General features: G+C 35.2%; 15 protein-coding genes. All 15 read right to left on the reverse strand.

Features of this window, described 5'->3' with window-relative positions; translation table 11 throughout:
- Positions 1-155: 155 nt before the first annotated feature.
- Positions 156-446: a hypothetical protein gene (locus NTU58_02415; GenBank protein MCX6764539.1), complete on the reverse strand. Its 291-nt coding sequence runs from the start codon at positions 444-446 to the stop codon at positions 156-158.
- A 155-nt stretch (positions 447-601) separates the two neighbouring features.
- The gene (locus tag NTU58_02420) at positions 602-1030 is read right to left on the reverse strand and encodes a hypothetical protein (protein ID MCX6764540.1); all 429 of its coding nucleotides are present in this window, start codon (positions 1028-1030) and stop codon (positions 602-604) included.
- Positions 1031-1208: 178 nt separating this feature from the next.
- Positions 1209-1511, reverse strand: a complete 303-nt coding sequence (locus NTU58_02425) for a polyhydroxyalkanoic acid system family protein (protein ID MCX6764541.1) — start codon at positions 1509-1511, stop codon at positions 1209-1211.
- 259 nt (positions 1512-1770) lie between these two features.
- On the reverse strand, positions 1771-2097 hold the full coding sequence (locus NTU58_02430; protein MCX6764542.1) for a hypothetical protein: 327 nt from the start codon (positions 2095-2097) through the stop codon (positions 1771-1773).
- A gap of 82 nt (positions 2098-2179) precedes the next feature.
- On the reverse strand, positions 2180-2938 hold the full coding sequence (locus tag NTU58_02435) for a hypothetical protein (GenBank protein ID MCX6764543.1): 759 nt from the start codon (positions 2936-2938) through the stop codon (positions 2180-2182).
- 173 nt (positions 2939-3111) lie between these two features.
- On the reverse strand, positions 3112-3969 hold the full coding sequence (locus NTU58_02440; protein ID MCX6764544.1) for a hypothetical protein: 858 nt from the start codon (positions 3967-3969) through the stop codon (positions 3112-3114).
- A gap of 88 nt (positions 3970-4057) precedes the next feature.
- Positions 4058-4474 carry an NUDIX hydrolase gene (locus NTU58_02445; protein MCX6764545.1) on the reverse strand — a complete coding sequence of 139 codons (417 nt, stop codon included), beginning with the start codon at positions 4472-4474 and terminating at the stop codon, positions 4058-4060.
- A gap of 6 nt (positions 4475-4480) precedes the next feature.
- Positions 4481-5314, reverse strand: coding sequence for a DUF5677 domain-containing protein (locus NTU58_02450; GenBank protein MCX6764546.1), 834 nt, complete (start codon positions 5312-5314; stop codon positions 4481-4483).
- 109 nt (positions 5315-5423) lie between these two features.
- Complete coding sequence (glmS, locus tag NTU58_02455) at positions 5424-7235, reverse strand: glutamine--fructose-6-phosphate transaminase (isomerizing) (GenBank protein MCX6764547.1); 1812 nt, start codon at positions 7233-7235, stop codon at positions 5424-5426.
- Between the two features lie 92 nt (positions 7236-7327).
- Positions 7328-9193 (reverse strand): hypothetical protein, encoded by a 1866-nt coding sequence (locus tag NTU58_02460; GenBank protein MCX6764548.1) that lies wholly within the window; start codon positions 9191-9193, stop codon positions 7328-7330.
- A 168-nt stretch (positions 9194-9361) separates the two neighbouring features.
- Positions 9362-10204: a TatD family hydrolase gene (locus NTU58_02465; protein ID MCX6764549.1), complete on the reverse strand. Its 843-nt coding sequence runs from the start codon at positions 10202-10204 to the stop codon at positions 9362-9364.
- A 129-nt stretch (positions 10205-10333) separates the two neighbouring features.
- On the reverse strand, positions 10334-10678 hold the full coding sequence (locus NTU58_02470; protein ID MCX6764550.1) for a hypothetical protein: 345 nt from the start codon (positions 10676-10678) through the stop codon (positions 10334-10336).
- Complete coding sequence (locus tag NTU58_02475; protein MCX6764551.1) at positions 10663-10992, reverse strand: hypothetical protein; 330 nt, start codon at positions 10990-10992, stop codon at positions 10663-10665. The genes NTU58_02470 and NTU58_02475 overlap by 16 nt, the downstream gene beginning before the upstream one ends.
- 227 nt (positions 10993-11219) lie before the next feature.
- Positions 11220-12731: a class I tRNA ligase family protein gene (locus tag NTU58_02480; GenBank protein MCX6764552.1), complete on the reverse strand. Its 1512-nt coding sequence runs from the start codon at positions 12729-12731 to the stop codon at positions 11220-11222.
- Positions 12724-13395 (reverse strand): 16S rRNA (cytidine(1402)-2'-O)-methyltransferase, encoded by a 672-nt coding sequence (gene rsmI / locus NTU58_02485; protein ID MCX6764553.1) that lies wholly within the window; start codon positions 13393-13395, stop codon positions 12724-12726. The genes NTU58_02480 and rsmI overlap by 8 nt, the downstream gene beginning before the upstream one ends.

Here is a 13395-nt window from a genome sequence, read left to right on the forward strand (position 1 = left end):
AATATTTACCTGGAATACTGGCAAGGGGTATCCCTCTTTTTTAAGGTATTCTTGGGCTATCTTTAGCCCGCCAAGAGTTGGCTTATATCCCATTATTTCTACCTCCAACTTCTTTTTATATTAAATTATTGATTTGTCAAATAAAAAAGAGGTTTTCAATGAACCTCTGTTAAATTATATTTTTCCATCAATGATGAAAAATATTTATTTGCGTCTTCTTTCTCTTTTTCTTTATCTTGATAATTAAAAGATTTCGCCGTCCCCAAAATTGCAAACCTCCACCACAATAATCTTTGTACGTTTACAAAATAAAACGGTTGGTTTTTTTCTGCATTAGAATCGTGCAATAAACCTATTTGTATTCTTTTGCCTTTTATTTTTCCTCTAGCTAACCTCAATGTCACGATTGTGTTTTCTTTAATTTCTCCCAAAACAATATCTTTCATTTTTTCCACTTCCTTTTAAAAAAACTCTTGATTCTTTTTATCTTTAATCACCAAATTTGTCAAACTAAAAAACCCTGCCTGCCGGCAGGCAGACGCCTGATTGGCAATAAATAAAAAAGCCCTGAGCAGAAAAATCTACACAGGGTTTTAAAAGTTTATTTGGCAATGCGTTTGTAGATAAACATTGGCATTTTTTTGAGTTTATTTTCTCTTTTTTTCCAATCCTTTTGAGAACGAGTGCGTATTTGTTTAGATTCAAAACAATACCATTCGTCTTCAGGATATTTATAAACATCCTCACAAATATGTATGTCAATTTGTAATCCGACTTCCCTTACTGCATATTTAAGATCTCTTTCGCAGCGCCAAAGATGCGGTACGGCAGCAACTATCCAAAGTTCTTCAAGTTCTAACGCTTCCGCCCAGTAAACTGCTCCTCTTGCTATTCTCAGGGTTGGAGGCGAATTACCTTGCGTCTCTTCGGTATACACCACCTTAATATCCTTAATATCTCCTTCTCCGGGGTTGATAGAAATATCAAACTGAGTATAGATGGATGCTTTGATTTCCTTAGCTTTATCCAATGTAATCTTTGCAATAAGTCGATTAGATCTAATATTGTAAGGAACTCCGAACGCAAACGCCACAATGCCTGCTTTTCTAATAACTAATCACCTCCAAAAAAATAATACAATTTATTATTTTTTTTGTCAAAATAAAAAAGAGAAAGAACTTTTTTCAATCTCTTTTACTTCTAATGTTTTAAGGAAACAACTCTCTCGCTTTTTCGTAAAATTTAGTTTCAATTTTTCTTTTAAATGGAGCTGCCACTAAAGGTATTTTCGCTTCAACTATAATTAAATTGTCTTCTATTGTAACCTCGCCAGAAACAAAAAAACCTTTGACTTTAAATAGGAACACTAAAGTATTCCCTTTCCATTCTTTTCGAAAATCAGAAACCTGATCTTTGTATTTTCCTAAAGCTTCTTCGATTAAATTGTCCGCTTTTTCCTTAATCTCAGCAGATAACAAGCTGGTTTTGTGCCTTAAATAAATTTTTGACAATTTTATACCTCCTTCATATTATGAACTATTTTTAATATTATTATTTTTTATTCGAAAAGTCAAATCTAAACAAAAAACCGCCGGATTGGCGATTTGTTTGCTTGCGCTGAGTGGTTCGATAAACTCACCATAAACTCTGTCGAAGAATGGGGGTCCCCTAGTGAACTACGCCTGCTCTGAATTTATTGAAGGGTTAGAACCTGTTTGGTAGAAGTTTAAATAAAAAAATTGGGCAAAAACCCAATTTAGATTTATTTTGTTAATTTGCTATTGGTAGATTGTTTTGAAACGCCACTATTTCGCTGAGAGTACAATGCCCCTCTCCTATTTTTTTCCAATCTTTCAGATAACCTTTTTTATCAAAAGACTCTATCTTAACAAGACATTGCAGTCGTCCGTCGACCTTAAGTGCAGCGATCTGTGAGCCTGGTAATTCTTTCTTATATTTTTCTATTCTTCTGCCAGAAGTAATAAATATTTGGTAGTATTTCTTCTCGCCGGATCTTTTAGTGTATCCTATAAAGATCGCTCCTGTTTCACCTGCCCTATCAACATCTTCTACGGTTGAAATTAAAACCTCTTCCATTAGTTCACGCTCCTATTTCTTTCTACTCTAAACAAATGATTTGTCAATTTAAAATTTAAGGGAATAAAAAAAATAGAGATTGTTAGTCTCTATATGGTTTCTCAAGTCGTCTGATGTCTTCTTCTCTCTTTATGTTGTCGATGGCTAAACCAACTATTCCTTTGGCGCTATTGCTGGTAAAGTAACTTTTCTTTTTGCATTTTTCGAACACTGCTCTTATTTTCCGAAGATCGGAAGAAGGAACGCTCAGTAGCGTTTTCCGATATGGATCCACTACTTCTAAGAAATGATCTTCTCTATTACATATCTCTGCTGTTTTCTCGCCCGAATATGCTAGAGGATAACCAAGATCTTTAATATATTTGAGCGCTTTTTTGTGCTTCTTGTTTATTCTGTCATAAATCATTTCAGCAAGGTACATTACTCGCTTATCTTCAATGAGGTAACAGTATTCGCTATCACTACCATCTACCTTGCAATAACTTATTATTTCTGACCCATAAAGCCTGCTTTCCGCTTCGCGAATTTCTTTTTCGGAAAATTTGTCTTTAAGACTTTCGATTAATTTTTTTACCCAAACAGGCTCCATCCTTACGACGGGAAACTCATAAATTTTTGCCAGGATCCGAGCCTCTGCAGAATCGGTGTCGGGTTTGTGGCTCCCGATGACCATAAAATACATTGTATTTATGACCGCACCCAATAAAATGATGCCAATCACCCATTCTTGTATTCTTTCTGCATAATCCGGGAACAGCCACGGCGCAAAAAGGGCCGCAATTATCATTGCTATTAATATCAGGCATGCCACCTTCACAATACTATTTTTCAACGATCTCATTATTTTCTACCTCCTTACTTCTTCTAATCCAAGTTTATTATTTTGTCAAACAAAAAACCCTGCCTGCCGGCAGGCAGGCGCCTGATTGGCGACTTATTTTTGCTTGCTATTCCGTAGCCTTGGCGAAGGATAGCTGGCATCCTCGGTCTAGAACCGAGATTTTAAAGGGAATTTCAGCGATTTTTAGACTCTTCTGGTGACGCGCCTCGGTCGGGGCGTTTAATTGAATTAATAAAATTAGTCCAACATTTGTATAGTTTTTTATTATCTTTTTGAATATCTAATAATTTTTTAGCAAAAGCCTTACGAGTTATGACTTCAATTACATATTCTTCTTCAAAAGACATCCCTTTGTTATCTAGTTTTGGTAAAGTTTCAAAAACAACAAATAAATTATCTACTTTTTTTACGCAAACTGAAAAATTTTTATTTAAACTAGCACTCCAAAGCATCCCGTCTAGCACTATAATAGGCATAAAATAATGCAAAGTGTACTTTCCCAATCCATATCTTTTTTTAATATATTTTGTGGCCTTAACTAAAGTCACGAGTGCTTCATATATTTTACTATTCTGATTGGGTTTTGAAAAACTTTCATGATAACTTTTATGAAGTATAGCATCTTTAAGACAAAAATCTTTCAAACCGAAAATTTCTAAATCATCGAAAAGCATTTCATTAAATTTTTTCTTTTTAGATTTTAGACACTCGTCTGGAATAGTAGGCCATCTCATTCCACCATTATCAAAAAATATCCATGGTTTATCACTTTTTTTACATTGCACAACTAAATGTGATACAAGCTTATTAGCGTTTCCAATATCTACTTTTTCAATAATATTATTTGCATAACACAAATCAACCTTAACTCCGTGGAGATCTAGTTCTCGAGATTGGCCGGTCTCTTCATCTATGTACAAATAACCGTTATAAACCATCCAATCTTTTTTCTCTAATTCCGATGCCACAAAAACTTCGAGGGGAAAACCAGTTTTTTCTAGATCTTTTATTATTTCTTTTTTAGTTTTCAATGACATTACAATAAAAAAAGTAAATGTGTCTCGGTCACCTGACTTAGCATATGACGGCTGCGGGGCTTCGACGAGGTTAAAACCTGTTTTACGAATGACAACCCCCTAACTTTGCTATATTAGAAATTCTTTTTATATAGTCAGGAGAAAATTTAAATTCTTTAAGATTTTGAACAAAATCATCAAAACCAAACCATTTTATTTCTTCAACTTCTTCTTTCTGGGATTTTTCTTCTCCTCCGACAATTTCGGCTTTATAAAAGAAAATCTTAAATTCTCTTGATTCATGTCTTAATGTTTCAATTCCAAGAAAGTCTGATCCATTAACTTTAATCTCGAGACCTATCTCTTCCTTTAATTCTCTTTTTAGAGATTCTATTCTATTTTCCTCTTCTTCAATGTGTCCCCCTGGTAATCCATACATGCCTGGCCAAGGATCTATTTTTCTTTTAATGGTTAGAAGTTTGTTATCTTTTAATATTATTGCATTAACAATATTTTCCATAATTTTTCACTCCGATGTTTTTAAATCACGATTATTTTTAAACTCTTTGAAATATTTTTTATATTTTTCTATTATTTCGCCATCCAAAATTTTCTTTTCAAAAAGACCATTTAATGACACAAAATAATATGCATATGTTTGCATTATAATAGTAGAAACATTATTTGACCGCCCTAATATAAATTTTATGTCCCCATCGATTCCTTCATCCACAAACGTTTCTAGCCCAAATAAATTTAAGTGCGCATATGGCGATAAATATCTATAAACTAAATGATAATAAAGCTCGCTATTTCCCTTCTCTTCTATATCTAATGAATTTTTATCAATTTCTATCGATCTTCTAAGAATATCCGGATATTCTTCATTTTGATTCAATTTATTGGCGTTATCTATTCCTTTAATATGACTTCCCGAAAATTCTTTCATCTTATTTATGTTTTTTTCTTCTAAAACAGAAATGGATTCTTTCTTTTGGGGATATTTTTTAATAAATTGATCAAAACAATCTGCAATTTTTTTTCTAACAATAAAGCCCTCTTTTGCGAATAATGATAACTTTCTTTCAGAATCTCCAAATTTTATATATTCAGCATTCGTATGCGCTTCGAAAATACTTCGAAGAAGAACATATGCAGAGTGTAGTCTCGAATCTTTACATAACAAATATACCGCTTCCGAATAATTATGAATTGCAATATGATTATATAATAAAAAACTTGGAAGATGTCCAAATTGAAATTTAGTTCCATTCAATCTATTTAATTGTAAAACTCCATAATCTAATAATTCCGCTAAATATTTTAAATATTTTTTTTCTAATTTTGTTAATAAATTCATTTATTTAGTACTTCCTAGTCTTTGACGCCAAATATATAATTGCTGCGGAGCTTGGACTCCCTCCTTCTCCCTCGACTGCGCTCGGGATTCGGACGGGCGAAGCGAACCTCTATTCAACTGTCACCGACTTTGCTAAGTTTCGAGGTTTATCAATATCCAAACCCAATTCTAATCCCAAATAAGCGGCGAATAAATGTATGGGGATTACTGATAAAATCGGGGTCAACATTTCCAGGGTTTTTGGGATATAAATTACGTCGTCGACTATTTTTTTAATTTCTTCATTGCCTTCGGTGGCAATAGCTAATATTTTTCCGTGGCGCGATTTAATCTCGCCAATGGCGTTTTTCATTTTGTCGTAAACTGAATCCGAAGTGCAAATGCAAAAAGTGGGAACATTCTGGTCAATCAAAGCTAAAGAGCCATGCTTTATTTCCCCGCCGGCATTGCCCTCGGCGTGAATTTTCCAGGCGATTTCTTTTAATTTCAAAGCACCCTCCAAAGCAACGGGATAATTATATTTTCTCCCAAGATAAAAAAAATTTCGATATCCGGAATATTTTTTGGCAAGTTCTTTTATGAAATCGGATTGTTTTAAAATTTTTCGGGCGAAGTCCGGCAATTTTTTTAGCTCTTCAAGAATTCTTTTGCCAGTAACAAAGCTCATTTCTCTTTTTCTGCCCAAATAAACCGTCATCAAGGCTAAAATGGTAAGCTGGGAAACAAAGGATTTGGTAGCCGCCACTCCAATTTCCACTCCGGCCCTGTTATAAACTCCGGCATCCGTTTCTCTGGACATTGAAGAGCCCACTACATTAACAAGGCCCAAAGCCAAGCTTCCTTTTCTTCTTGCTTCTTTTATTGCTTCAAGAGTATCAGCTGTCTCGCCTGATTGGGAAATTGCTAAAATTGCCGTTTTTTCATCTAAAATCGGTTTTCTGTAACGAAACTCTGAAGCAATTTCGGTTTTAGTGGGAAGCTGAGCATATTCTTCAAACATACACTCTCCCACCATTGCCGCGTATCTGGCCGTCCCGCAACCGACTAAAATTAATTTTTCTATTTTATTTAATCTTTCCCGCGCTTGCTCCAGTCCTCCCAATCTCGCTATGCCTTTTTCCAACTCCATTCTTCCCCTGATTGCTTCCTGAATAACATCCGGTTCTTCAAAAATTTCTTTCAACATAAAATGAGAATAATCTTTTTTGTCCGCTTCCTGGATTTCCCAGTCAATCTGTTTTATGGGTTTTTCTTTTAAAAGAAAATGGTTGTCCGGAGATATTACCGCCACTTCATTGTCGTCTAAATTAATTATCTGGCGGGTATAAGAAACCATGGCGGCCGGGTCGGAAGCCACAAAATACTCGTCTTTGGAAACCCCGACTAAAAGGGGGGCGCCAAATTTGGCTAAAACAATTTTATTAGGGTCTTTTTTGGAAATAACGGCAATGCCATAGTTGCCCCTGACTTCTCTCAGGGCTTGCGTTACCGCTTCTTCCAAATTACCTTGAAAATATTTTTCAATTAAATGACAAAAAACTTCCGTATCGGTTTCAGAAACAAAAGAATGGCCTTCTTTTGTTAGTTTATTTTTAATCTGCTCGTAATTTTCCATTATGCCGTTGTGCACTAAAAAAATGTTGTTAGTGCAATCAAAGTGGGGATGGGCGTTAGCTTCCGTGACATCTCCGGTGGTTGCCCAGCGAGTATGGCCAATGCCTATTTTTCCCGCAAAACTGATGTCCAATAAATTTTTCTCCCATTCGGAAATCTTGCCGACTTTTTTCAAAAGAAAATGTTCGCTTTTATTTAAAGCAAAAAAACCGAAACTATCATAGCCTCGGTATTCAAGCCGTTTTAATCCTGAAACTAAAATAGGAAGTGCTGGTTTTTTACCAATATAACCTACGATTCCGCACATAAAATATATAATATTATGCTTTTATCTTCTTATAATTTAAATTCAAAGTCAATAAAAAAACACACCATTAAAAAAAGAAAGAAAAAGGTGTGTTATGGAGATGTTTGCAACTCTTGTATAATATTATTCTCTGCGATTATAACTGTTATTTCGTCTCCTATTTGGAGATTTTCTATCTTGTCTCTCGTTTGAAGGTCAAAGTCTTCTACTCTGGCGCAAGTTAGAACATAGTTTATCGTCTGATTTGTTTCCTGCCCAATGGTTATTAACCACCTGGTGTTTCCATCCTGGATATAATCGTGGACGTCAATCACCATGCCCTGAATTTCTCTGCCTGATGCGGGTGGCGGCAACTGTTCTTCGCCTTTATCTAAGAAGTTTCTGATTTCTTCATCGGTCTTAAACTCGCAAACCTTGCCGTTGATAGGATCCACGAAAGCGATATATGAAATTCCACTTCCATCGGCCGGAACTACTCTAACTTCCCATAGTACTCTTTTTAAGGGAGTTACGGGTATGGGCTCTATTGCCGAAAAAGTAGACCAATCGACCATCGCATTGTTCTTTCGAACATAATCACAGGCTTTTACAGGTCCCAGTTCATTACCGCTCGAATACTTTTTCACTTGAACTTTGACATTTTCGTCTCTGGCATCAAACAAGAAAATTCTGTATATTCCGCGAGATCCGCCCCAAGGTTCGGTGCAAACCACCCATTTAAAACCATCAACCGTGTTTAAAAGAAACGGCTGCTGGTTTCCTTGTCCTGATACATCCGTTACTACAATCTCTTGCTCGTGCCTGACCCAAACATTCATCACTGCGTCCCACCAAGAATTGTTAGCTTTCCAGTATTTCTGGCTATCAACATATTCCAGAACTAATTTTTCCGGAAAGAGCGATTGGCCTTTTAATACCGGATGGTTTCTTGCCTGTTCCGGACTTAAATCTTCGATATTCCCCTCTGAGTCTACCAAGAAAACTCCGCCCCATTTTGGAATAGTATACCAAATTGGGAAAGTAAACCTGGTTTCGTAAGTAATGTAGGGAACTGCCAGATAATACTCTTTTGTGCCGCTGTTGTTGTAGATTAATGGCTTTGTTCTTTCGGCGTTAATCCAGTAATTTCTGAAAAATAATTGCCAATAGATATCATCTTTTACTGCTTGGCCCGGCGCGTACTCTAAAGAGATTTCTTCTACGAAAACTCTTTTATCGATGGTCGTCATATCCACGAAAACCATTCCCGTTGATTTTTCGGTGTAATGGTTAAAAGGTCCGTCCGGAGATAAAACATAACCGAAATGGGGAATATCTCCAATCATTGTAATGTCAGGAGGGGTTTCCGGGCTAAATTGAGGAATTTGACAAGTGTCTTTTGCCATTCTGTCTGATGTTTTCATCGGAGCTGTCCTAGTATAGTTATCATCGGTTGCCGGAAGATCGGCTATTTCTTCTGTCGCTAATTTTTCATATACGGTGCATTTTGCATATCCTCCCGATAGAACGCTGAAAATTACCATAAGAATAACGCAGGCAATCAAAAAAGTTATAATTCCAACAGAAAGAGCTGTCCTCAAGTCTTTTTTTATAAAAACTAGTCCTAATAATAAGCCGATTATAAAGCTTATTATTATTGCTTCCAGTACCCAGGGATTTATGTGGAACCACATTGCCAGCCATTGATACCAGGGAGCAGTTAAAAACATATGTACTGCTAATTCTATCAAAAGAATTGACCATAAAAATATTATCTCTGCTCCATTTCCTTCGCCAAACAAAAATTTCGTTCCGAAGATTATGGTTATAACCCAGACTATAAAAAAGATTATAGTCATTACGCATCCGCCCAATTCGGCCAAGCCATCTCCAGCTAATAACGCCAGACTGATTATAAATAAAAGTGTTGTCGGCGCTAACATCCATAAGGTCTTCCCAAAATTTCCATTTTTTGCCATATTTTCTCATCTCCTTTTTTTCTTATTTTAAAGAGCTCATTGGTTGAATGAACCTCATCCAACCTCCTTCTAAATTTAATATTATACACATTTTTAATAATCTGTCAATAACAATGCCGCCAGTAATCGGCGGCGGTTTCTAACTTTTTTTTTATTAATTATTAAAAATTAAATATTAAATAATTGTTTGGCGTTTTGAGAAGTTATTTCTTCAATTTCTTCAATTTTTCTATTTTTTATCCGGGCTATTTTCTCTGCAACATATCTTACATATATAGGAGTGTTCCTCTCCCCTAAAAAGGGCGGAGGAGCCAAATAAGGACAATCTGTTTCTATTAAAAGTTTTTCTAATGGCGTTTCTTTGATCACTTCTTCAAAATTAATTCCTTGTATTTTTTTAAAAATTATTCCGTTGAATCCGATGTAATATCCTAAATCCAAATATTGTTTAAGATCTTCCTTATTACCCACAAAACTATGGGCTACGGCTTTTTGCGGTTTTAATTCCGAGTTTTCCAAAAGCGTTTTGATTAAATCTTTTTGAGCCATCCTACAATGAAAAATTACAGGTAATTGTAATTCTTTCGCCAGTTTTAAGTGCTCCAAAAACAATTCTTTCTGTTTTTGCCTGAATAGTTCTTTTTTTGCTGTTGTTTTCGGCCTCCAGTAATAATCAAATCCGGTCTCTCCGATAGCTACCACTTTTTTGGACTTGGCTAATTCTTTGTATTTTTGGTAATCAAAATTTTCTTCCTTACTATTAAACTCTACCTCTTCCTCATCTATTCTCATTTTTACCAAACCAGTATCCAAATGAATTGGATGAAGCCCGATTGCTGCATAAACTCCTTTTTCGTATTGCTCGGCAATTTCTACGGCTTTTTTGGAAGTATCGTATTGGCTGCCAACATTTATCATCCAAATATTATTTTTCAGACATTCTTTGATGATTTTTTCTCTATCTTCTTTGAAAGCCGAAAAATTAAGATGGCTGTGGGAATCAATTAACATAATAATTTATTTTAGTTTAATGGAAAACTTGTTTCAATCTAAAAAAGAAGAACGGCGCTAAAAAATATTTTAGGCCGTTATATAGATAAAAAAGAAAGAAGGGAAGGATAGTGTTTCATCCCATCCTTTTTAGTCGATACTTTCCAAAATTGCGGTATCGATTACGGCAGTTTCTTCTTGCGTGATCTCTTTGATTATATCCTTGGTTTTTTGAGCGACCCATTCTCCTATGTTAAATTTTTTAGGATTTTCTATCTTTTCTCCTTTTTCTTCGATTTCTTTTATAGCATCGGATATATCTGTTGGGTTCTCGCTAACAGCAATCATCAGTTGTTTCATCTCGGTTCCAGGAAGAGTGTCAAGAAAAACATCTTTAACGTTTGGCAACTTCTTTATTTCTTTGTTAAACTCCTTAACATCAATGACCGCACCACTTACCGCTTCTAACCTTAATAGGATCAGCACTTTACACATTGCATATCGACTCCGTTTGATTTGATTCTTTCCATCACTGCTTTTTTTGATGTTTTATCAACATTGCTCCACAAAATTCTACCTGGTTGCCCATTAATCCCTTCTGTGGCTAAAATATCTGCCACTAGCTCTAGACCTATCTTTTTTCCGTCAACCGTAATCACTGTGTCGTATCTAGTACCTTCGCATATTGCAATTTCTGGGATTCCAGAAAGTTCTTTGAGGGGATTTTTGCCGGTTTCCATATCTGTATAGACGTACGCTGTTCCTTCGTTCTGCCTATTTTTTTTTCTATCATCTCCTCTATTCATCATTGTTCACATCCTTGTTTCTGCCGTTTTTCACGAAAAATTTTGAAATTTTTCTTCTGACGGCGGAAATACATATTAATCCATTTAAGTAATAAATATTTCTACCGTCAGAAGACTCCTTGCTTTTTTACGTCTTTTAAAGAACTACAACCATACTTTAACATACTTCAACTATTTTTTCAAGTCCAAACTAAAGAAGAGCTTTCGCCCTTCTTTTTGTTTTATTCTCATTAAATTCTTGGAAATAAGGGGCTTCCTTTTTTAATTTTAGTGCCTGGTTTCAAACCGCCCCATTTTATAGCTTCTTCAAATTTTTTATTCTTTTCTTTCTTAATATCTAAGCCCAACCGTTCAAAAACTTTATCTGCGGTTTCCGGCAGAAAAGGTGAAACCAGCCAAGCCCAAATTCTAATGGTTTCAGCAAAAATATAAAGCGCATCGGATAAAACCAGAGAATCGGCTTTGTAAATTTGCTCTTTATCAATTCTATTGTCCAAATCAGAACAAATTAACATAATTTCTTTCAAGACTTGGTCTATTTTTAAATCAACTAATAACTTATTATAATTTTCTTTTTTTTCTATTAACAAACTAGGCTCTTTTTTTAAGCTTTTTAGTATTTTTCCGTCAAATCTTTTCTCAATCAAGGTTAATACTCTGCTTATTAAATTTCCCACGCCGTTAGCCAAATCAGCATTATATCTTTCTTTAAATTTTTCGTGAGTAAAATCTCCGTCTTGAGTTGGAGAAATTTCCCGCAATAGAAAATAACGGACAGCGTCAGTTCCGTATTTTTCAATTAATTCAAACGGGTTAACCACGTTCCCTAATGATTTTGACATCTTCTGCCCATCAGAGGTAATAAAACCATGAACAAAAATTTTTTTAAACAAAGGTAGTTTTAAAGATAGAAGCATCGCCGGCCAAATTATTGAATGAAACCTTAAGATATCTTTTCCTAAAAAATGAATATCTGCCGGCCAGAATTTTTCAAAATTTTTTCCCTTTGGATAGTCCAAGGCGGAAATATAATTCGTTAAAGCGTCTGCCCAAACATATATTGTTTGGCTGTCGTCACCCGGCACGGGAATCCCCCACTCCAAATCTTTTCTGGGCCTGGAAAAGCTTATATCATCCAATCCCTGTTCAACAAAACTCAACATTTCATTTTTTCTTTCCTCGGGAATTATTTTAATTTCATCTTTCTTGATAAGTTCTTTTATTTTTTCTGAATATTTTGAAAGTTTAAAAAAATAATTTTCTTCTTCTATTGCTTCCGGCTCTTTTTGGTGAATTTCACACTTACCTTCAACTAAATCTTTTTTGGTTATAAAAGCCTCGCACCCCACGCAATAAAGACCTCTGTATTTTTTCTTATAAATATCTCCGTTTTCTTCAAATTTTTTCCAGGCAATTTGAACCGCCGGCCAATGACGTTTTTGGTCCGTGGTTCTGATAAAATCATTATTTGATAAATTAAGAACTTTCGCTAATTGCTTGAACTTATTTGAAAGTTCGTCCGTAAAGTCTTTTGGATTTTTTCCTGATTCCTCGGCCTTTCTGGCCACCTTTGTTCCATGCTCATCTGTGCCGGTTAAAAAGAAGACGTCTTCACCTAAAACACGATGGTAACGCGCTAAAACGTCAGCCTGTATTAATTCCAAGGCAAAACCAATGTGAGGCAAAGCATTAGTATAGGCGAGGCTGGTTGTGATATAAAATTTTTTAGGTTTTTTAATCATTTTTTGTAATTACCACAAATTCTCCTTTTATCGGGTCTTTTTTTATTTTTTCTATCACTTCTCTAATTTCTCCCCGATAAATTGTTTCAAATTTCTTGGTCAGTTCTCGACCGACAACAATTTTTAAATTTTGGTTTAAACCTTCAAGCTCGCCCAAACTCTTTAAAATTCTATAAGAAGATTCATAAAAAATAACGGACACTTCAGAGCTTACAACTCTGTCAAAAAATTTCTTTCTTTTGTTCTTGGTTGGTGGAAAGCCTAAGAATAAAAACTTATCCATTGGGAAACCCGATACGCTCGCCAGGGCTGTTAAAGCCGAAGGACCAGGAATAGGAATAATTTTTATTTCATCCTTAAATTTTTTTAGCGCTTCTTCAATTAGTTTGTTTCCCGGGTCGGAAATTCCCGGAGTTCCGCTATCTGTTACCAATGCTATGTTCTTTTCTTTCAAATTTTCCAGAATATAGCTTATTTTATCCTGCTGGCTATGCTGGTGATAACTTAAAAGTTGAGCTTTAATATTTAATCTTTCCAATAAAAATTTAGTTACCCTGGTATCTTCGCACAAAACCAAACCAACCTCTTTTAAAATCCTGATAGCTCTCAAGGTTATGTCTTCCAGGTTACCGATGGGTGTGGCAACGATATAAAAAATGCCCAT

It is taken from the genome of Candidatus Nealsonbacteria bacterium (assembly GCA_026396195.1).
Classification (GTDB): Bacteria; Patescibacteriota; Minisyncoccia; order Minisyncoccales; family JAGGXC01; genus JAPLXH01.